Source organism: Luteolibacter pohnpeiensis (assembly GCF_016595435.1).
In the GTDB taxonomy this organism is placed as follows: Bacteria; Verrucomicrobiota; Verrucomicrobiia; order Verrucomicrobiales; family Akkermansiaceae; genus Luteolibacter; species Luteolibacter pohnpeiensis.
Genome location: NZ_JAENIJ010000235.1, coordinates 1 through 334, shown reverse-complemented (window position 1 = coordinate 334; position 334 = coordinate 1). Strand labels below are relative to the sequence as shown.

The following is a 334-nucleotide window of genomic DNA, read 5'->3' as shown; positions in this document are numbered from 1 at the left end:
TTGCCATTGCCAGCCCCGATATCCACAAACGAGCCGCGCTCTTGGTTCGTTCGAAACGACCACCCTTCAGTCGTCCGCTTCACGTCCCGCATCAGCACGGTGATGATTTCATTCGTGGTCGGATACCACTCGTAGTCCTCCGCCGCCTGGCGGACCTGCTTTAGTTGAGTTGCGAAATTCATAACAAATCGGCCGTTTCGGGTTCGGGTTGCAGGGCGTTGAGCACCTTGGCTTTCAACTCCCCGTAGTAGATGAGGAACCGGTCGAGCGCGTCGCTCAGTCGCTCGGTGTAGTGGTCGCGCTTCACCTCCAAGTGCAGCGGGCGGAGCGGCTT

General features: G+C 58.7%; 1 protein-coding gene. It reads right to left on the bottom strand.

Features of this window, described 5'->3' with window-relative positions; all coding sequences use genetic code 11:
- Positions 1-182, bottom strand: a 182-nt coding sequence (locus JIN85_RS21090; RefSeq protein ID WP_200274564.1) for a hypothetical protein, incomplete at its 3' end; no start/stop codon positions are given.
- Positions 183-334 lie beyond the last annotated feature (152 nt).